The following is a 19,394-nucleotide window of genomic DNA, read 5'->3' as shown; positions in this document are numbered from 1 at the left end:
TGCTCGGCGGCCGGGATCCTCAGGCGTCGAGAACGAGCGTGATGGTTTCGGCGACGCAGGCGGGTTTCCGCGCCCCGTCGAGCTCGATGGTGTAGCGCGTCGTGAGAGCGGCTCCCGCCGCGGTCTCCCGCAGGCCGGCGAAGGTGGCCGAGGCCCGCAAGCGTGATCCCTCGGGCACGGGCGAGGGGAAGCGGGCGTTGTTCACGCCGTAGTTCACGCGGGCCCGGCCCAGGTCGAGGCGGAAGAGCCGGCGCCCGAAGCAGGGAATCAGCGACAGGGTCAGGTAGCCGTGCGCGACGGTGCGCCCGAACGGACCGGAGGCGGCCCGTTCGGGGTCGACGTGGATCCACTGGTGGTCGCCGGTGGCGTCGGCGAAGGCGTCGATGCGCTGCTGGTCGAGGACCAGCCAGTCGCTGGGGCCGAGCGGCTCGTCGAGGGCGCTCGTCACCTCCGCCAGGGACGTGAAGACGCGGGCGTTCATGACGTCACCCGTTCGAAGACGGCGGCCAGGCCCTGGCCGCCGCCGATGCACATGGTCTCCAGGCCGTATCTGGCCTCGCGCCGGCAGAGCTCGCGGGACAGCGTCGCCAGCATCCGGACGCCGGTGGCGCCGACCGGGTGGCCGAGCGAGATGCCGGAGCCATGGACGTTCGTCCGCTCCAGGTCCGCCTCGCCGAACTTCCACTCCCTCATGACCGCCAGCGCCTGGGCCGCGAACGCCTCGTTGAGCTCGATGAGGTCCATGGCGTACAGCGAGAGGCCGGCCCGGTCCAGAGCGGCCGCGGTGGCGGGCACCGGGCCGATGCCCATGGTCTCCGGCGCCACCCCGGCCACGGCCCAGGACACCAGGCGGACCAGCGGTCGCAGGCCGAGCCGGTCGGCGCGCTCCGGGGTGGTGACGAGGCACATGGCGGCGGCGTCGTTCTGCCCGCTCGCGTTGCCCGCCGTGACGGTCGCGTCCGGGTCGGAGCCGAGCAGGAGCGGCTTGAGCCTGGACAGGGACTCCAAGGAGGTGTCGGCGCGGGGGTGCTCGTCGGTGTCGATCACGACCTCGCCGCTCCTGGCGGAGACCGGGGTCGGGATGATCTCCTCGGACAGGATGCCGTCGGCCTGAGCCTTGACCGCGCGCTGGTGAGAAAGGAGGGCCAGCTCGTCCTGTTCGCGGCGTGAGATCGCGTACGCGCGGCGCAGGTTCTCGGCCGTCTCGATCATGCCGCCAGGGATCGGGTGGCCGCGGCCGCCCGCGGTCTGCCGGGCGCGTACGAGGCTGTCGTGCACCGCGACGCCGTTCCGTGCGCCCCATCGCATGTCGGTGGAGTAGAACGTGGCGTTGCTCATGCTCTCCGTGCCGCCCGCGACGACGAGCTCGTGGACCCCGGTCTGCACCTGCATGGCGGCGTGGATGACGGCCTGCAGGCCCGAGCCGCACCGGCGGTCGAGATGGAGACCGGGGACGTGCGCGGGCAGACCTGCGTCGAGTGCGACGACGCGGCCGATCGCGGGCGCCTCGCTGCTGGCGTTGCAGTGGCCCAGAACGACGTCCTCGATCTCGTCCGGTGCGAGGCCGGTGCGCTCGATCAGGCCCTTGAGCGCGATGACGCCGAGATCGGCCGCCGTCAGGCTCCTGAACATCCCGCCGTAACGGCCTATCGGGGTGCGGACGGGCTCACAAATGACCGCCTCACGCATGGCCGGCCCCTTCCTGCTCGATCGTCAAGGTGCTGTGCGGCTCGCCATCCGCTCCGAACACGCCCAGGGTCAGCGGCGGGGCGTCCTCGACCCGCCGGAGTTCCGCGCTCTGCCCGCAGAACAGGGGCCCCCGGTTCCGGTGCCGCATGCGGACGACCCTGCCCTGGTGCCCTTCGAGGCGCAGGACCTCGGCGAGGGCGAGCGTCATCAGCGGACCGTGCACCACCAGGCCGGGATAGCCCTCGACGCCGGTGGCGTACGGCCAGTCGTAGTGGATCCGGTGCGGGTTGGCGGTGGCCGCCGTCGAACAGCGCCGACAGTGCCGCCACGGGATGGGGGTCGACCGTCTCGGTCGTGAGCTCACATGAACCGTCCGCCGGTGACTTCGAGCACGGTGCCGGTCATGTACGAGGACAGGTCGCAGGCCAGGAACAAGGCCACCGAGGCGACCTCGTGCACCTCACCCGCCCGTCCCATCGGGATCTCGGCCAGCTTCTGGTCCCACGCCTTCTGCGGCATCGCCTCGGTCATGGCCGAGCGGATCAGGCCCGGCTGGATGGCGTTGACCCGCACGCCGTGGTGCGCCAGCTCCTTGGCGGCAGCCTTGGACAGGCCGACGATGCCGGCCTTGGCGGCGGAGTAGTTGGTCTGGCCGACCATGCCGACCTTCCCCGACAGCGAGGAGATGTTCACGATCGCGCCTCCCTTCTGCTCGCGCATGACGGCGGCGGCCTTGCGGGTGCCGTTCCAGGTGCCCTTGAGATGGACATCGATGACCTGGTCGAACTGGTCCTCGGTCATCGTGCGCAGCGTCGCGTCCCGGGTGATCCCGGCGTTGTTGACCATGACGTCCAGCGATCCGAACGCCTCCAGCGCCGTCCGGATCAGCGCGTCCACGTCCGCGGCGCGGGTGACGTCGCACCGCACCGCCCGGGCCAGGCTGGGGCCGCCGAGCTCCTTGGCCGCCGCCTCGGCGGCCGCCTCGTTGAGGTCGCCGAGGACGACCCGTGCGCCTTCCCTGACGAAGGTCTCCGCGATGGCGAGCCCGATGCCCTGGGCGGCGCCGGTGACGACCGCGGTCTTGCCGTTGAGCAGCATCATGTTCCCTCAGGTGATGGGGTTGCGGGCGATCAACTGAGCCGCGATGACGTTGCGCTGTATCTCGTTGGTGCCCTCGCCGAGGATCATCAGCGGGGCGTCCCGGAAGTAGCGCTCGACGTCGAACTCCTTGGAGTAGCCGTACCCGCCGTGCACGCGCATCGCGTCCAGCGCCACCTGCATGGCGGCCTCGGAGGCGAACAGCTTGGCCATGCCCGCCTCCATGTCGGCACGCACGCCCGCGTCGAGCCGGCGGGCGGCGTCCGCCGTCAGCAACCGGGCCGCCCGGACCTTGGTCGCCATGTCGGCCAGCAGGTTGCCCACCGACTGGTGTTTCCAGATCGGCTTGCCGAACGACTCGCGTTCCTGCGCGTACCGCACCGCGTCGTCGAGCGCGGCCTGGGCGACGCCGACCGCGCGGGCGGCGACCTGGACCCTGCCGACCTCGAGGCCGCGCATCATGTGCGCCCAGCCCTGGTTCGGCTGGCCGCCGAGCACGGCGGAGGCGGGGACCCGCATCTCGTCGAAGAGGAGCTCGCAGGACTCGACGCCGCGGTAGCCGAGCTTCGGCAGGTTCTTGGAGACGGTCAGGCCGTCGCCGGGCTCGACGAGGAGCACGCTCATGCCCCGGTGCGCCGGCTTCGCGTCCGGGTCGGTCACGCAGAGCAGGCCGATGAGGCCGGAGTGGCGGGCGTTGGAGATCCAGGTCTTCGACCCGGTGATCACCAGGTCGCCGCCGTCCTCGCGGGCGTGCGTACGCATCGCCTGCAGGTCGCTGCCGCCGCCGGGCTCCGTGAGCGCCATCGTCGCCCGGACCGTGCCGTCGGCCATCCGGGGCAGGTAGCGTTCGCGCTGGTCAGGAGTGCCGAACGTGCGGATCATGAAGGTGATCACCGAGTGCCCGCCGATGGCGCCGGCCAGGCTCATCCAGCCGCGGGCCAGCTCCTCGGTCACCCGGGCGAAGCACTCGGTGCTCACCTCCACGCCACCGTGCTCGGCGGGCGCGAGCAGGCCGAAGAAGCCCAGCTTCTTCATGTCCTCGATGAAGTCGGCGGGATAGGCGTCCACCGACTCGTAGTCCCGTACCCGCGGCCGCACCCGCTCGTCGACGAACTCGCCGGCCAGGGCGACGATCTCCCGTTCGTCCTCGGTCAGTGCGCTCATGATCGCTCTCCGCCTCGTTCTGTGCGCAGGATCCGGTGTGCCCGCCGAGTCACCGGTGTGTCCCCTTGAGCAGTTGCTTGGCGATGATGACCTTCTGCACCTCGCTCGTGCCCTCGTACAGCCTGAACAACCGGGCGTCGCGGTAGAACCGCTCGACCGGGACCGATCGCATGTATCCCAGACCGCCGTGGATCTGGACGGCGCGGTCGGCCACCCGGCCGACCATCTCGGAGCAGAACAGCTTCGCGCACGACGGCGCCATGCGCCGGTCGCTGCCCTCGTCGTAGGCCCGCGCCGCGTCCAGCACCATCGCCCGCCCGGCCATGAGCTCGGTCTGCGAGTCGGCGAGCATCGCCTGCACCTGCTGGAACTCCGCGATGGGACGTCCACCCTGCCGGCTGGCCGCGGCGTGGGTGACGCTCTCCTCGACCAGCCGCTGGGCGAGCCCGACGCAGATCGCCGCGATGTGCAGCCGGCCACGCGCCAGCGAGCGCATGGCGGCCGCGAAGCCCTCGCCTTCGACCCCGCCGATCAGCGCGGACGCGGGTACGTGGACGTCGTCGAGAAAGACCTCCGCGGTGTGCGCGCCGCGCTGGCCCATCTTCTCGTCCTTGGGGCCGACACTCAGTCCTTCCGAGCCGGACTCGACCACGAAGACCGAGATGCCGTTGGTTCCCTCGATGTCGGCGTTCGTCCGGGCGAAGACCATGAACAGGTCTGCTCGGTCGGCGTTGGTGATGAAGCGTTTCTGGCCGGTGATCCGGTAGCCGCCCTCTACCCGGAGCGCCCGGGTCCGCAGCCCGCTCGGGTCCGAGCCGGCTTCGGACTCGGTCAGCGCGAATGACGCGATCTTGGCGCCGGCGGCCAGATCCGGCAGGTGGCGGCGCTTCTGTTCGTCGGTGCCGAAATTCACCAGCACCTGGCCGGCGATGCCGTTGTTGGTGCCGAGCATCGAGCGGAAGGCCGGCGCGGTGTGACCGAGCTCCATCGCCAGCTGGACGTCCTCGATCATGGTGAACCCGAGCCCGCCGTGCTCCTCCGGCAGCGCGTAGCCGAACAGCCCCATGTCGGCCGCCTTGGCGCGGATGGCCTCGGGGATCTCGTCGGTCCGCTCGATCGTGTCTTCGGCGGGCACGACCTCCTTGCGCACGAAGGCGCGCACGGCGGCGAGCACCTCCTGGAACGCTTCGGTCTCCACTGTTCAGCTCCTGACGGTGGTGGGGGACTGCGCGAACCGCGCGTTGAGCGTCTTTCCGGCGAGCGAGGTGGGCGACCCGTACGCGTTCACCGCACCGCCCCTTCCGCCAGCAGGCTCTCGATCTCCTCGGACGTATGCCCCAATTCGGCGAGGATCGCGCGGGTGTCCTGGCCGGGGACCGGTGCGGACGTCGGCCTGCCGCAGGGGGTGCCGGCGAACCGGGGCGCGGGCGCCGGGTGGATCGCGCCCGCGGGGTCGGCGGAGAAGCTGCCTCGGGCGGCGTTGTGGGGGTGCGCGACGACCTCGTCCATGGTCAATACCGGTGTCACGCAGGCGTCGACGCCGGCGAGGCGCTCCACCCACTCGTCGCGGCCGGCGTTCTTGAATGCCTTGGCGAACGTCTTCCGCATCGCCGGCCAGGTGTCCGGGTCTCGCTGGGCGGCGAGATCGATCTCCTGGGCGACGCCGAGGACGTCTACCAGCCGGGCGAAGAAGGGGCCTTCGATGGCGCCCACGGCCACGTGCCGTCCGTCGGCGCACTCGTAGGTGTCGTAGAAGGGGGCGCCGCCGTCGAGCACGTTCGCGCCGCGCTCGACGGTCCACGCACCCTGCGCGTACCGGCCGTAGATCATCGCCATCAGCAGGCCTGAGCCTTCCACCATCGCCGCGTCCACGACCTGGCCGCGTCCCGAGGCGCGCGCGTTCAGCACCGCGGCCAGTACGCCGAGTGCCAGCAGCATGCCCCCGCCCCCGAAGTCGCCGACCAGGTTGAGCGGCGGCGTGGGCGGGTGATCGGGGCGGCCGATCGCGGCCAGCGCCCCGGAGAGCGCGATGTAGTTGATGTCGTGGCCGGCCCGCGTCGCCAGCGGCCCGGCCTGGCCGAAGCCGGTCATGCGGCCGAACACCAGCCGCGGGTTGCGCTCGGCCAGCACCCCGGGATCGAACCCCAGCCGCTCGGCCACACCGGGCCGGAAGCCTTCCAGCACCGCGTCCGCCGTGTCGATCAAGGCCCGTACGACGGCGGCGCCACGGGGATTCTTCAGGTCGGCGACCAGCGAGCGGCGTCCCCGGTCGAGCACCGGGTTGGGACGCGTGTCCCGATCGGCGGGGCGGTGCACGCGGATCACCTCCGCGCCCAGGTCGGCGAGCATCATCGCGGCGAAGGGGACGGGGCCGATGCCACCCAGCTCGACGACGCGCACCCCGGTGAGGGGCCCGCGCCGGCTCACCGGCCCTGCCAGTCCGGGCGGCGCTTCTCGGCGAAGGCGCGGGCGCCTTCCTTGGCGTCCTCCGAGGCGAAGACGGGCTCGATGATCAGGCGCTGGCGGGCGAACCGCTCCGCCTCCGGCCACTGCTCGTGCTCCTTGATCACCCGCTTGCTGGCGAGGGTGGCGAGCGGGCCGTTCTCCGCGATGCGGGCGGCGAGCCCGAGCGCCGCGTCCAGCGCCTCGCCGTCCTCGGTCAGCCGGTTGACCAGGCCGATCTCGTACGCCCGCGCGGCCGTGACGAGGTCACCGGTCAGCGCGAGCTCCATCGCGATCTGCGGGGGGACGCGATGTGGCAGGCGCAGCAGTCCGCCAGCGGCGGCCACCAGACCCCGCTTGACCTCCGGGATGCCGAACTTCGCCGTCCGTGCCGCCACGACAAGATCGCACGCGAGGACGATCTCGCAGCCACCCGCGAGCGCGTAGCCCTCGACCGCCGCGATCAGCGGCTTCTTCGGCGGCGCCTCGGTCAGGCCGGCGAATCCCCGGCCCTCGATGCTCGGCCGCTCACCGCGCAGGAAGCCCTTCAGGTCCATTCCCGCGCAGAAGGAGTCTCCGGCCCCGGTGAGAACGCCGACGGAGAGGTCGTCGCGCCGATCGAGCTCGTCGAGTGCCGCGGCGATGCCTTCGGACACCGCCCGGGTGACGGCGTTCTTCGCGTGCGGCCGGTTGATGGTGATCACCGCGATGCGCGACTCGTGGCGCACCAGCACGTCGTCGCCCACGGCGGTCGTGCCGCTCTCCGTTGTCATCGTGCTCCTGTGTCATCGTGCTCGGGCGGTACGGCGTACTCCGACTGCATCATCACCGCGCTGCCAGGCGCAAAGACCCACATACGTATGGATCTATCGGCAATGCCTATGAGTAAAGTTCAGGGCATGGACCTGCGACTCGTCGCGTACTTCGTAGCGGTCGTCGACCACGGCGGCGTCACCAAGGCCGCCCGGGCGCTCTACATCGCGCAGCCGTCGCTGTCCCAGGCGATCCGCAGCCTCGAACGCCAGCTCGGCGCCCAGTTGTTCGACCGGTCCGGTCGCGGGCTCACCCTGACCGCCGACGGCCGGGCGTTCGCCGAACCGGCGCGGCAGATCCTGGCCGACGCCGAGGCCGCCAAGCGGCGGGTGCACGCGGTCAGGGATCTGGTCACCGGGCGCCTGGAGATCGCCGTGCTGTCGGCGTTGTCCGCCGACCCCCTGCCGGAGCTGACCAGCGCCCTGCACCGGCGGCATCCGGGCATCCTGGTCACCGTACGCGATCCCGGCAGCTCGTCCGGGGTTCTGAGCCAGGTCCGCCAGGGCGAGGCCGAGCTGGGGTTGACGGACTTCCCGGTGCAGAACGACATGGTGCGCACCCGCGAGCTCTGGGAGGAGGAGATCGCCCTCGTCATGCCCCCGGACCTGGCCGCCACGCTGCCCGACCCCGTCCCGCTCACGGCGATCGCCGGCATCCCCCTGGTCCTGGAGTCCTCGCAGGCGAGCGGCCGGGCTGCCATCGACAGCGCGCTCGGGCAGGCCCTCGGCTTCGTGGCCGTCGAGTGCGCGCACCGGCAGGCGATCTGGGAGCTGGTCATGCACGGCGCGGGCGCCACGTTCCTCCCCCGGCGCATCGCCGAGACCGAGCTGCGCAACGTGGTCGTGCGGTCCACGTCGCCGCCGGTCCGGCGGACCGTGCGGCTGGTGTTCCGGCCGGGACCGCTCTCCCCCGCGGCCACGGCATTCCTGGATGTGGCGGCGGAGATGAGCCGGAGCCGCCTCTCATAGGTTCGGCCTATCGGACGATGCGGCGTTCGCTCTTTGCGCCGCGCCCGCTGTGATGGTCGACTCTCAGCAGCGTGTCTCACCCGGATGCGAAGGAGATTGACGTGAACCCGCCACCGGCCTACTCGGGGATGACGATCAGCGACCAGCTCGCCCGGCACGCCCGTTCCGTCCCCGACGCCGTGGCGCTGCGCATGGACGGGGTGGATCGCACCTACCGCGAACTGGACGCGCGGGTCGACCGGCTGGCCCATGCCCTCGGAGCTCGCGGAGTGGGGCCGGGCGAGCGGGTCGTGGTGATGACGTACAACAGTCTGGAGATGGCGGAGGTCTTCTTCGCCTGCGCCAGGCTGGGGGCCATCTGCGTGCCGGTGAACTTCCGGCTGCACGCCGACGAGGTGGCCTACCAGCTGGCCGACAGCGGGGCCGTGCTCGCCGTCGTCGAGTCCGGGCTGGCCGCCACCTTCGCCCGGGCGTGGAAGGACGTGCCGACGGTGCGGCACTGCCTGGTGACAAGGGCGGACAACGAACCGGTCGCGGGCATGGAGCGCTATGACGACGCGCTGCACGACGCGCCGGAGACCGATCCCGCCGTGGCGGTCGACCTCCATGCGCCCGCCTTCGTCATGTACACCTCCGGTACGACCGGACGCCCCAAGGGCGCGGTGCTCACGCACTACAACCTGGCCGTCCAGACCATGAGCAGGTTCGCCCACATCGGCGTGCCGAGCGACTGCCGGGTGTGGCTGATCAGCACCCCGCTCTTCCACATCGGCGGCCTGGCCGCCCTGCTGTCCAGCGTCATGGTCGGCGGGCGGACCGTGATCGCCAGGTCGGGCCGCTTCGACCCGGTGGGGACCGTGGACCTGCTCGAACGCGAGCGCGTCGGCTACTGCTTCCTCGTCCCTGCCCAATGGCAGGCGGTCTGCGACGTCCCGGCCATCGCGGACCGGGATCTGTCCGCCCTGCGGCTCATCTCGTGGGGCGCCGCGCCCGCGACGAAGGCGTTGCTGCACCGGATGATCGAGACATTCCCCGGCGCCCGGTTGCTGAGCGTGTTCGGCCAGACGGAGTCCAGCGCGGTGTCGACCGTACTTCTTGGCGAGGACGCGCTCCGCAAGATCGGATCGGTCGGGACCCCGCTGGTCAACGTCGAAGTCCGCATCGTGGACGAGCAGATGAACGACGTGCCACGCGGCGAGATCGGCGAGATCGTCTACCGGGGACCGACGATCATGACGGGTTACTGGAACAAGCCGGTCGAGACCGCGGCGGCCTTCGCCGGTGGCTGGTTCCACTCCGGTGATCTCGTCCGCCAGGACGAGGACGGCTACATCTACGTGGTCGACCGGCTCAAGGACATGATCATCTCGGGTGGCGAGAACATCTACTCCGCCGAGGTCGAGGAGGCCATCGCCGCCCACCCGAAGGTGGCGGAGGTGGCCGTGGTGGGCGTGCCGGACGAGCGGTGGGGCGAGACGCCCCTGGCCGTCGTGGTACCCGCCCGCGCGGCGGACTCGCCGGACGCCGAGGAGATCGGCGAGTGGTGCAAGACGCGGCTGGCGGCGTACAAGGTGCCGCGGCGCATCGCCGTAGTGGCCGAGCTACCGCGCAACGCGAGCGGGAAGGTACGCAAGCACGAGCTGCGCCAAGCCTACGTGCCAGCCGCCTCGGCCACGTCGACGAACGCGCGGCCCGCCGGTGAGAGCGCCCCGGGGTCGTAGACCAGCCCGTACGCCCGGCTGATCCGCGGCTCCAGCGAGCGGACCACGGCGCCCCGGGCCGCGGCGGCCTCGGCCATCGACCGTTCGAGGAACGTGGCGCCCACGCCGGCGAGCACGAACGGCAGCCGCGCCTCGCGGTGCTCCACCACGACGGCCGGCCTGATGGCCCGCCCCGCGGCCGCGACCGCCTGCTCGATCTCGCCGACCGCCAGGGAGCTGCCCCGCGGCACGGTCACGTGCGGGATGTCCGGCAGCTCGGCGAGCGGCAGCGGATCCGGCGGCGGTGCCGAGCCGGGAGGCAGGACAAGCCAGTACTCCTGCACCCCGAGCTCGCGGACCTCCAGGCCGGCGCAGTCCATCGCGGGCAGATGGCAGACCACGATCTCGCAGTGTCCCTCCCTGATCAGGGAGGCCGCCGCCGTCTCGTCCCGCAGGTCCCCGATGCGGATGGAGACCTTCGGGAACTCCCTGCGGAAGGCGCCGATCAGCCGGGCCACCGGATCCGCGGACAGGGCGGGCATGGCGAAGACGTCCAGCCGCCCCCGGGGTCGCCCGGCCGCGTCGACGAGCGAACCCTCCGCGGCGACGACGTCGCGCAGGATGCGGCGCGCGGGCCCGACCAAGCTGTGTCCGGCCGAGGTGAGCACCATGCCACGGCCGATGCGGTGGAAGAGCAGGACGCCGAGCTCGCGCTCCAGCCCCTGGATGGCCTGCGAGATCGTGGGCTGGGCGACGTCGAGCACGGTCGCCGCGGCGTTGATGCCGTTGTGGTCGACGACCCCCAGGAAGTACTTGATGTGGTGCAGATCCACAGCCCTGACTGTATCCAGCCCCGGACATGCGGCGTCCTCAGCGCGGCGCCATACGGATGGCGCCGTCGAGCCGGATGGTCTCGCCGTTGAGGTAGCCGTTCTCCAGAATCTGGCCCGCAAGCCGGGCGAACTCCTCCGAGCGGCCGAGCCGGGCCGGATTGGGCACGGTGGCCTCCAGGGAAGCCCGCACATCCTCCCGCAGCCGGGCCAGCAAGGGCGTGTCCATGATCCCCGGCGCGATCGTGCACACCCGGATCGACCGGCTGGCCAGGTCACGGGCCGCCGTCAGGGTCATGCCCACGATGCCGGACTTCGCGGCGGTGTACGGGATCTGGCCGATCTGGCCCTCGTAGGCGGCGACCGACGCGGTCAGCACGATGGCGCCGCGCTCGCCGTCGATCTCGTCCTGGCGGGCCATCCGGGCCGCGGCGAGACGCAGGGCGTTGAACGAGCCGATCAGGTTGAGTTTGATCACCCATTCGAAGTCCTCCAAGGACCCCGGATCGCCCTCCTTGTCCAGCAGCCTCAGCCGCCGACCGGCACCCGCGCAGTGCACGAGCCCGCGCAGGCCGCCGAACTCGCCGGCCTCGTCGAGCGCCGCCGCGAACTGATCGGCGTCAGTGACGTCCGCGGCGGCGAACCTCGCCGTCTCGCCGAGCTCCTTGACGACGTCGGCACCGGCGGAGCCGGGCAGGTCGATGACGACGACCTTGCCGCCCGCCTCGACCAGCCGCCGGGCCGTCGCCAGCCCGAGACCGGACGCGCCTCCCGTGACGGCGGTGCACAGTCCTTCCAGACGCATGGGTCAGCCCTCTCTTCAGAGCAGTTCGAGGATGGTCGCGTTGGCCATGCCGCCCGCTTCGCACATGGCCTGCAGCCCGAAGCGAAGGGTCTGGTCCTTCATGTGGTGGACGAGACGCGTCATCAGGACGGCGCCCGAGCCGCCCAGCGGGTGCCCCACGGCGATCGCCCCGCCAAGGGGGTTGAGCCGGTCGCCGGGGGCTCCGGTCTCGGCCTGCCAGGCCAGCGGAACCGGCGCGAAGGCCTCGTTCACTTCGAAGGCCCCTATGTCGGCGAGGCGCAGGCCGGACTTCTTCAGCGCCTTGGCCGTGGCCTCGATGGGCGCGGTCAGCATGATGACCGGATCATCAGCCGCCAGCACGGCGGTGTGCACACGGGCGATCGGCCGCAGCCCGCGCGCCCGGGCGAGCTCACCCGAGGTGATGAGCAGGGCGCCCGCGCCGTCGGAGATCTGCGAGGCGTTTCCGGCGGTGATCACGCCGTCCTCGCGGAACGCGGCCGTCAACCCGGCCAGCTTCTCCACCGACGAGCCGCGGCGGATGCCTTCGTCGGCCCGCAGGGTTCCCGGCGCTGCTCCCGGCACTGGCGCGAGTTGTCCGTCGAGCGCGCCCGAGTCGACGGCCGCCGCCGCCCTCGCATGGGAGCGGGCCGAGTATTCGTCGAGTTGCCGCCGGGACAAGGCCCACCGTTCGGCCATCATCTCCGCCCCGATGCCCTGGTTGAACCTGGACACGCCATAGCGTTCGAGCACCTCGTCCGGGTACGGCCGACCGTCCCGCGCGGCCGAGCCCATGGGCACGCGGCTCATCGACTCGACCCCACCGGCGACCACGAAGTCATAGTGTCCGGCGACGACCCCCGCGGCCGCGAAGTGGATCGCCTGCTGGCTGGAGCCGCACCGGCGGTCGACCGTGGTGCCGGGGACGGATTCCGGCCATCCGGCCGCCAGCACGGCGGCCCGGCCGATGTTGCCGGACTGGTCGCCGACCTGGCTGACGCATCCCCAGACGACGTCGTCGATCTCGCCCGGCTCCACTCCGGTACGCCCGGCGAGTGCCTTCAGCACGTGCGCGGAAAGGGTCACGGGGTGTATGCCGGACAGAGCGCCGTTGCGTTTTCCGATGGGGGTGCGAACCGCATCGACGATGACCGCGTCCCTCACGCGCTCCTCCTTGTGTCACTGGCGCCATGAAATGGGATTCGCCGCTCGGAACAGGCCTGCCAGAACCGTTTCGAATCAACCACGCGCCACGGGCCCGACACAAAGCCCGAATAGCGATCGGGGCTATCGCCGATACCTATATGACGCCCGAAGCGGCCCTGCCGCGAGCACCTGCGCACCGCCCACGAGCTGCTGTCCAGAGCCGGGGCGGAGGACGCCCACCTGCGCGACATCCTCCGCAAGCCGGGCATCGACTCACGCAGGCGGCTCAAAGATCACCCCGACCTCGTCGGCTGATATGCGAAGGAGTCCGCTATCGGGCGTCGGGCACGAGGACGACCTTGCCGGTCACGGTTCGGGACTCGGCGAGGGTCATCGCCGCCGCGGCGTCGGAGAGCGGGAGCGTCGCGGCGATCTGCGGGGCGAGAGCGCCGTCGGCCAGCAGTCGCAGCACCTCGGTGAGGTCGTCGCGCAGGCGGGTGCGGAAGGCGTCCGCGTGCCGGCGGCCGGCCCAGAAGTCGTAGAAGGAGGCGTTGCGGCCGTCGGGGAGGTAGTTCCAGAGCATCAGCCGGAAGTACGACCTGAGGACCGGCAGCCGGGCATTGCCCTCGTCGTTCTTGGTGGCCGCGGTCCCGTACGACACCAGGGTGCCGCCGCGGCGCAGCAACTGCCAGGATCGCCGCAGCCCGGCACCGCCGACGTGGTCGAACACCGCGTCCACGCCGTCTGGGGCGAGCTGCCGCATCCGCTGGTACATGCCGGGGTCGCGGTAGTCGACCGGGGTCGCACCCAGCTTCCGCACCGTCTCGTGGTGACGTGCCGACGCGGTGCCGATCACCGTGATCCCGGCGTGGCGGGCCAGTTGCACCAACGTCGTGCCGACGCCGCCGTTGGCGCCGAGGACCACGATCGTCCCGCCGCGGCGCACCTTGGCCATCCGGTGCAGCATCTGCCAGGCGGTGATCCCGTTGACGAGGACGGTCTCCACCGCGGCCGCGTCCAGGCCGTCCGGCACGGGTACCAGGTCGGCGACGTCCACCTCGACGTGGCTGGCCCAGGCGCCGATCTTGGTCACGGCGGCGTACCGTTTGCCGATCATCGTGGCGTCCACGCCGGGGCCGGCCGCGACCGCCGTGCCGACCACGTCGTAGCCGGGCACGAACGGGAAGCGTGGCTGGTCGTAATACCTGCCACGGCGCATCTGCTGCTCGGCGAACGAGACGCCGGTCGCCTCCATCCGCAGCAGGATGGTGCCGGAGGCCGGCGCGGGCAGCGGCCGGGTGCGGATCTGCAACCCGTCCGGGTCGACCTTGCCGGGCATGACGATCTCAAGGGCTGTGCCGGTCATCGAAGGCTCCTCCGTAGGATTTCTTGTCACGTGCTACTTGGCCAGCACCGCTGAGGGCCGCACCCCGGTCACCCGCAGGAACGCCGACGACAGGTGCCCGGGACTGCTGAAACCACAACGCCGAGCCACCTGGCTCACCGTCATTCCCCTCTCCAGAAGGTGCGTCGCGTGCGCGATACGCAGCCGGGCGAGGTACCGGCCAGGGGTTTCTCCCGTCGCCTGCTTGAACACCCGCAGGAAGTGATAAGGGCTCAACCGCGCTTCCTCGGCCAGCTCCGCCAGACGCACCGGCTCACTCAACCGGTCGTGCATGTACGCGATGGCCTTGCGCACCCGGACGTCCTCACGCCGCGTACCGTCCGCCGAGCCTCGCCGGCCTTCGCGGATCGCCAGGTGCACCACCAGGAACCGCGCGGCCGCCTCGGCATAGAGCTCGTCCGCACCCGCCGCGGTGGCGGCGGCCAGCGACTTGAGCACCGCGCCGATCAGTTCGTCGCTGCCCGGGGCCGGCTCCCGCCCCGGGGGTGCCGGGCCACCGAGTTCGGCGGCCGCCCGGGCGACCACGTCTCCGGGGAGATGGACGTGGATCGAGTGCATCGGCGCCGTGGTCTCGTACCGGAGGCGAGTCTGTACGCCCGGTGTGGCCATCCCGATCTCACCCGGCGCGATGGGCGTGGTCCGCCAGCCTTCGCCGGTGTCGATGTGCAACCGGCCGGCGCCGCCGGTGATCAGCCACAGGTGTGTGTCGGCCGAGGCCGGCATGACCATCTCACCGGCGGCCTCGAGGTGCTCGAACTTCTGGACGAGCAGCGAGCGCCATCCGGGCCGTTCCCAGCTGCACAACGATCGGCGGACGAACCGGTCCAGGTCCAGGCCGGCGTATCCGCCCATGTCGAAGCGCGATTCACGTCGCATCAGCGAGACCACTTCTCCAGTACGGGGTGACGATCGGCGCACGCGCAGCCATCGCGTTACGCCAGGTCGCTTTCGTTACATCCTATAACTGGCTCTAAGTTTTCGTCAATCGCGATGGTGATAGCCTCTAACTCGAGGTGGCGCACGGGACCGGAGAGGCTGACCCATGGACGGCGATGTGGTGAGCCCGCGCGAGCGCTACCGGGCGCAAGTGCAAGCCGAGATCAAACAGCACGCCTGGCAGCAGATCGCCGCCACGGGCGTGTCAGCGTTGTCGCTCAAGGCGATCGCCAAGCATCTGGGCATGAGCGGCCCGGCCCTCTACCGCTACTTCGCCAGTCGCGACGAGCTGATCACGGCGCTCATCAGGGATGCCTACCGCAGCCTCGCCGACGCCGTTCGCGAGGCGTACGACTCCGGCGCCGACATCGCCGCGCTGGCTCACGTCGTACGCGTGTGGGCCCTGAGCGATCCCCACCGGTACCTGCTGATCTACGGCACACCCGTACCCGGCTATCAGGCGCCCGCCGACACCGTCGCGATGTCGCAGGAGATCATGGCCGTCCTGATCGGCGCCTACCGCAAGGCGGACATCCCATCGCCGGAAACCCCTTTCGGCACTCACCTCGACAGCCACCGGCACTGGTCGCCTGATCCCACAGCGCCGGCGGCCGTCCTGCGCCAGGCCATGACTTTCTGGACCCGGCTGCACGGCGTGCTGTCCCTCGAACTCGCCGGCCACTTCACCGGCATGGGCATCGACGTCGCGCTGCTGTACGCCGACGAGGTCGATTCACTGCTGCGCTAGAGCCTCGGCCGGTTCCGACGACCGCCGCCGGGCCAGCGGTGCCAGCGTGCGCTGAACGATGAAGTACTCCGCGACCAGCACATTGCCCAGCAGGGACAGCCACGCGCTCGACTCGTAGACAGCGCTGTATTCCAGTGACGGCATGACGCTCATCAGCTGCAGCCCGACCAGCTGGTAGAGCCGCAGAGTCACGGCGGCGAAGGTGAACGCGTAGTTGCGGACCATCCAGATCCGGTGCACCTGCACCTCACCGCGGCGGATCGCCCGATACGCCTGGGCAGCCGTGTACAACCACACCACGACCAGCCCGAAGAACGCGACCTGCAACGTGAAGCCGCTCGGCGTCACCGCGGCGGAGTAGAGCGCCGCCATCGCGGCGGCGACGACCGAGATCAGGTACACCCGCCCCGCCATCCGATGCGCCCGGGGGAAACGGGCCCGCAACCGCGGCACGAACTGCCACGGCCCGATGAGAAGCGCCAGGCCGGCCGGCACCCCATGGATCACGAGACTCGTGTAGTAGCCCGGGATGGTCATGTCGAGGCCCGGAATGTTCGTGTTGCCGACCAGGTACGGCGGAACGAAGTAGGCCGTGATGCCGATCGCGAGCACGGTGAGAAGACTCCACAGGGTCCACCACCAGCGGCGGCGAACGGCCCGTGACATGGTCGTAGTGGACACGCGAACTCCAGTATCTGCGCGGGAACGAGAAGGAAGGCGCGCAATGCGCGAGGTCGGCGGCAGCGGGCCTTCGCCTCGCCACACGCGATGCCGATCAAACGGCAAACGTAGGGCGCAGGTGGTCATGAAGTCGATGCAGGAGATTGCGGACCAGCGAGCTCGAATTGCGGTCCGGGCACGTAGTGCTCCGGAGCAGCCGTCAGCTGCTTCGATCGCCGAGGTCGAGCCGGGCGAGTTCGGTTCTGGCGGCTACGCCGAGCTTGGGGAACGCCTTGTGCAGGTGGTAGCCCACAGTGCGCGGGCTCAGGAAGAGCTGCGCGCCGATGTCGCGGTTCGTGGCGCCCTGCGCGGCCAGCCGGACGATCTGCAGTTCCTGCGGGGTCAGCAGGCCCGCCGCGCCCGCCGCCTGCATGTCAGCGGTCGCCTCTCCCGTGGCGCGCAGTTCGGCACGGGCACGGGCCGCCCAGGGGACGGCCCCGGCGCGGTCGAACGTGTCCAGCGCCTGCCTGAGATGGACCCTGGCCTCGGCCTTGCGCCGGTTTCTGCGTAGCCACTCGCCGAACAGCAGTTTGGTGCGGGCTTCCTCGAACGGCCGCCCTCCGTTCAGGTGCACGCTGACGGCCTCGGCGTAGTGAGCTTCCGTCTCCTCCTCCGAGACGGCGCTCAGCGCTCTGCAGCGCAGGGCGACCGCGCGCGCCCAGGGCTGCCTGGTTGCCGTGGCCCACTCGTCGAATCTGGCGAGCGGCGCCCTGGCCCGATCGGCCTGCTCGCATCGGACCGCCGCCTCCACCAGGTCCGGCACGAACAGGGTGGTCGTGAGCTGGTGGGGGACGGTGCCGGTGATGCCGGCCGCCAACTGCTCCAGGGCTGCCTGCGCCCTGCCCTGCCCGAGGGCGTGCAGGCCCTCTGCCCAGACCGCCCATGCCAGGCTCGACACGTTGCCGTGGTCGGTGGCATGAGCTCGGACGCGGCCGGTGAGCTCCGCGCAGGCGCGGTCGTCGCCGTGGACCGCGGCGAGCCAGGCGAGTATCCCCTGCAGGTGATCGACGCGGTGATGCTGCCCGGTGTCGTCGGCGATGCGCACGGCTTCGGTGGCCGACGCCCGCGCGTCCCGGAACCGGCCGAGGTAGAGCTGGCTGGTGGCGAGGTTCTGCAGCGCGTGCGGCAGCCAGCCGATCATCCCCTGGGCCCGGCAGTCGTCGACCAGGCGGGCGCCCAGGTCCATGGACGTCTCGTCGTCGCCCACCATGAACGCCATCGAGGCGATGATGAGCCGGTCTCCGGGCGTGCCCGGCTGCGATCGCCGGGCGTCGGCGAGTGCCGCGTGGATGGGCACCAGCCCGCGGGTGGCATCGCCCGCCAGGAGGGCGGCCAGGCCGGTCATCGCCGAGATGACCGGCTGGAGGTGGTGCCCGGACGGCAGGGCCAGCGCGTGGACGCGGTCGACGCCCTGCCTGGCCAGCTCGGGCGCACCGGCGAACCAGGCGTCGCGTACGGCTTCGAGCAGCATGGACGCGGCCCTGGTCGGGTCCGCGGCCGAGACGGGGGCGGCGGCGGTCATGAGGATGCCGTGCGCGACGCTCGGCGAACCCTGTTCGAACTCGATGGCCGCGCGTACCCCGGCGAGTCTGGCGTGCTCGTGCGGATCGTCGGTGAGCAGCGCCGCGCGGTCGGCCAGCGCGCGGCCCTGCAGGAGCTGACCGGCGTCCATCGCGGCCTCGGCGGAGCTGATCAGCCGTCGCACCTGGTCGCGTGGTTCCGGAGAGAGCTGTGCCGCGCGGCGGTAGGCCGCGGTCGTGGCGGCGTGGCCGCTTCTGCGCCTGGCCCGTTCGGCCGCCTGGTCCAGCTCGGCGGCGACGATTTCGTCGGGTCCGGTGCAGGCGGCGGCGAGATGCCAGGCCCGGGCATCGTCGTGCCGGCCGCCGTCGACGGCGCCGTCGAGAGCGTCCGCCAAGGCCCGGTGCGCGGCCAGGCGCCTGGTGAACGGCGCTCCCTGGTAGGCGGCCGCCCTGATCAGCGGATGGCGGAAGGTGAGCTCCCCGTCCACGACGCGGATGAGCCCGCTCTGCTCCCCCGGCTCGACGGCGTCGGCGCGGATGCCCAGCCGCCGCGCGGCCCCGAGGATGACGGTGAGGTCGCCGGTGCTCTCCGCGGCCGCCACCAGCAGCAGGGTCTGGGCGGTTTCGGGCAGCGCGTGGATCTGCGTCTGGAACGCCTCCTGCATCCGGCCGGTGAGCGGAAGCGGGCCCAGGTGGTAGGCCAGCGGGGTGACGTGCCCGGCCCGCTGATCAGGGGTGAGCGCCGCGGGCAGCTCGATGAGCGCGAGCGGGTTTCCCTCGCTCTCGGCGAGGACCCGGTCCCTGACGTGCGGCGCCAGCGTCCCGGCGGTCTCGCCCAGCAGCATGGCCGCGGTCTCCGGGCCGAGGCCGCCGAGCCGTATCTCGGGCAGGCCGGTCGGCCGGAAACCGTGGCTGCCGTCCCGCGCTGAAAGGATCAGCGCCACCCCTTCAGCTTCCAGCCGCCGTGCGGCGAAGAGCAGGGCGTCGGCCGAGGAGCGGTCCAGCCACTGCGCGTCGTCGACCAGGCACAGCAGGCCGTCGCCGGCGAGCTCGGACAGCAGGGTCAGGGCGCCGAGACCGACCAGGAAACGGTCGGCCTCACGGGAAGGAGCCAGCCCGAAAGCCCCCCTGAGCGCGTCCGCCTGCGGGGCCGGAAGCCGGTCGAGGCGGTCGAGCCCGGACCGCAGCAGCAGGTGGAGCGCGGCGAACACCATCTCGGTCTCGCTCTCGATGCCCACCCCGCGCACGGTTCGCATGCCCAAGGCCGCAGCCGTCCCCGCCGCGTGTTCGAGCAGCGCCGACTTGCCGATTCCGGCGGGCCCGCGCAGCACCAGGACGCCGCTTCGGCCGTCCCTGGCCTCTGCCAGCACATGGTCTATTCGATCGGTTTCCGCCACACGCCCGTACAGCACG

The 19,394-nt window shown here is 71.4% G+C and carries 18 protein-coding genes; 3 read left to right on the top strand and 15 right to left on the bottom strand.

Going from position 1 to position 19,394, the window contains the following annotated elements; translation table 11 throughout:
- Positions 1-19: 19 nt before the first annotated feature.
- The 8 genes from KME78_RS16200 to KME78_RS16165 form a co-directional block, all read right to left on the bottom strand.
- On the bottom strand, positions 20-481 hold the full coding sequence (locus tag KME78_RS16200) for a MaoC family dehydratase (protein WP_219529713.1): 462 nt from the start codon (positions 479-481) through the stop codon (positions 20-22).
- Complete coding sequence (locus tag KME78_RS16195; protein ID WP_219529712.1) at positions 478-1,689, bottom strand: acetyl-CoA C-acetyltransferase; 1,212 nt, start codon at positions 1,687-1,689, stop codon at positions 478-480. The genes KME78_RS16200 and KME78_RS16195 overlap by 4 nt, the downstream gene beginning before the upstream one ends.
- A complete protein-coding gene (locus KME78_RS16190; RefSeq protein ID WP_219529711.1) occupies positions 1,682-2,053 on the bottom strand; it encodes an HTD2 family dehydratase in 372 nt (123 codons plus the stop codon). The genes KME78_RS16195 and KME78_RS16190 overlap by 8 nt, the downstream gene beginning before the upstream one ends.
- Positions 2,050-2,790 carry a 3-oxoacyl-ACP reductase FabG gene (gene fabG, locus KME78_RS16185; protein WP_219529710.1) on the bottom strand — a complete coding sequence of 247 codons (741 nt, stop codon included), beginning with the start codon at positions 2,788-2,790 and terminating at the stop codon, positions 2,050-2,052. Before fabG ends, KME78_RS16190 begins: the two co-directional genes overlap by 4 nt.
- A gap of 6 nt (positions 2,791-2,796) precedes the next feature.
- A complete protein-coding gene (locus tag KME78_RS16180) occupies positions 2,797-3,951 on the bottom strand; it encodes an acyl-CoA dehydrogenase family protein (protein WP_219529709.1) in 1,155 nt (384 codons plus the stop codon).
- 49 nt (positions 3,952-4,000) lie between these two features.
- On the bottom strand, positions 4,001-5,149 hold the full coding sequence (locus KME78_RS67180; protein WP_219529708.1) for an acyl-CoA dehydrogenase family protein: 1,149 nt from the start codon (positions 5,147-5,149) through the stop codon (positions 4,001-4,003).
- An 86-nt stretch (positions 5,150-5,235) separates the two neighbouring features.
- A complete protein-coding gene (locus KME78_RS16170) occupies positions 5,236-6,378 on the bottom strand; it encodes a CaiB/BaiF CoA transferase family protein (protein WP_219529707.1) in 1,143 nt (380 codons plus the stop codon).
- A complete protein-coding gene (locus KME78_RS16165) occupies positions 6,375-7,139 on the bottom strand; it encodes a crotonase/enoyl-CoA hydratase family protein (protein WP_219529961.1) in 765 nt (254 codons plus the stop codon). Before KME78_RS16165 ends, KME78_RS16170 begins: the two co-directional genes overlap by 4 nt.
- A gap of 153 nt (positions 7,140-7,292) precedes the next feature.
- On the opposite strand from KME78_RS16165, the gene KME78_RS16160 reads away from it, so the two are divergent.
- Both KME78_RS16160 and KME78_RS16155 read left to right on the top strand, forming a co-directional pair.
- Entirely contained in the window at positions 7,293-8,174 is an 882-nt protein-coding gene (locus tag KME78_RS16160; protein ID WP_219529706.1) for a LysR family transcriptional regulator, read from the top strand.
- A 101-nt stretch (positions 8,175-8,275) separates the two neighbouring features.
- Positions 8,276-9,895 (top strand): long-chain-fatty-acid--CoA ligase, encoded by a 1,620-nt coding sequence (locus tag KME78_RS16155; protein WP_308126976.1) that lies wholly within the window; start codon positions 8,276-8,278, stop codon positions 9,893-9,895.
- On the opposite strand, the gene KME78_RS16150 is transcribed toward KME78_RS16155, so the two are convergent.
- From KME78_RS16150 to KME78_RS16130, 5 genes are all read right to left on the bottom strand, one after another.
- A complete protein-coding gene (locus tag KME78_RS16150; protein WP_219529705.1) occupies positions 9,826-10,707 on the bottom strand; it encodes a LysR family transcriptional regulator in 882 nt (293 codons plus the stop codon). The two genes, KME78_RS16155 and KME78_RS16150, sit on opposite strands and share 70 nt — an antisense overlap.
- A gap of 37 nt (positions 10,708-10,744) precedes the next feature.
- On the bottom strand, positions 10,745-11,509 hold the full coding sequence (locus KME78_RS16145; RefSeq protein ID WP_219529704.1) for an SDR family NAD(P)-dependent oxidoreductase: 765 nt from the start codon (positions 11,507-11,509) through the stop codon (positions 10,745-10,747).
- Between the two features lie 15 nt (positions 11,510-11,524).
- The gene (locus KME78_RS16140) at positions 11,525-12,670 is read right to left on the bottom strand and encodes a thiolase family protein (RefSeq protein ID WP_219529703.1); all 1,146 of its coding nucleotides are present in this window, start codon (positions 12,668-12,670) and stop codon (positions 11,525-11,527) included.
- A gap of 313 nt (positions 12,671-12,983) precedes the next feature.
- Positions 12,984-14,018 carry a medium chain dehydrogenase/reductase family protein gene (locus KME78_RS16135; RefSeq protein ID WP_219529702.1) on the bottom strand — a complete coding sequence of 345 codons (1,035 nt, stop codon included), beginning with the start codon at positions 14,016-14,018 and terminating at the stop codon, positions 12,984-12,986.
- Between the two features lie 33 nt (positions 14,019-14,051).
- Positions 14,052-14,933, bottom strand: a complete 882-nt coding sequence (locus KME78_RS16130; RefSeq protein ID WP_219529701.1) for an AraC family transcriptional regulator — start codon at positions 14,931-14,933, stop codon at positions 14,052-14,054.
- A gap of 166 nt (positions 14,934-15,099) precedes the next feature.
- Here KME78_RS16130 and KME78_RS16125 point away from each other — a divergent pair, with 166 nt between their 5' ends.
- Complete coding sequence (locus KME78_RS16125; protein ID WP_219529700.1) at positions 15,100-15,741, top strand: TetR/AcrR family transcriptional regulator; 642 nt, start codon at positions 15,100-15,102, stop codon at positions 15,739-15,741.
- Here KME78_RS16125 and KME78_RS16120 read toward each other — a convergent pair.
- Both KME78_RS16120 and KME78_RS16115 read right to left on the bottom strand, forming a co-directional pair.
- Positions 15,727-16,422 carry a DUF2306 domain-containing protein gene (locus KME78_RS16120; protein ID WP_219529699.1) on the bottom strand — a complete coding sequence of 232 codons (696 nt, stop codon included), beginning with the start codon at positions 16,420-16,422 and terminating at the stop codon, positions 15,727-15,729. The two genes, KME78_RS16125 and KME78_RS16120, sit on opposite strands and share 15 nt — an antisense overlap.
- A 199-nt stretch (positions 16,423-16,621) precedes the next feature.
- Entirely contained in the window at positions 16,622-19,393 is a 2,772-nt protein-coding gene (locus KME78_RS16115; RefSeq protein ID WP_219529698.1) for a helix-turn-helix transcriptional regulator, read from the bottom strand.
- Between the last annotated feature and the right edge of the window lies 1 nt (position 19,394).

This window comes from Nonomuraea guangzhouensis (assembly GCF_019396345.1).
Taxonomy (GTDB): Bacteria; Actinomycetota; Actinomycetes; order Streptosporangiales; family Streptosporangiaceae; genus Nonomuraea; species Nonomuraea guangzhouensis.
Note: the sequence above shows the minus strand (reverse complement) of the source record. Positions and strands in the feature narration are given on the sequence as shown.